General features: G+C 55.8%; 1 pseudogene. It reads left to right on the forward strand.

The window, feature by feature from the left end:
* Positions 1–405: pseudogene (locus tag AC0DBE_RS21675) on the forward strand (cysteine--tRNA ligase); the annotation flags it as partial.

The following is a 405-nucleotide window of genomic DNA, read 5'->3' on the forward strand; positions in this document are numbered from 1 at the left end:
TTTCCCGTCAGGATCTGGATCAGCTGCAGGCCGGTGCGCGCGTTGATGTGGTGGACGTGAAGCGTAACCCGATGGACTTCGTGTTGTGGAAGATGTCCAAAGAGGGCGAACCAAGCTGGCCTTCCCCGTGGGGCGAAGGGCGTCCTGGCTGGCACATTGAGTGCTCGGCGATGAACTGCAAACAGCTGGGCAAACATTTCGATATTCACGGTGGCGGTTCGGATCTGATGTTCCCGCACCATGAAAACGAAATTGCACAGTCAACCTGTGCGCATGGCGGCGAGTACGTGAACTACTGGATGCACTCCGGGATGGTGATGGTTGACCGTGAGAAGATGTCTAAATCTCTGGGCAACTTCTTCACCGTGCGCGACGTGCTGAAATATTACGATGCGGAAACCGTGC

Source organism: Bacillus sp. VA15, assembly GCF_055721145.1.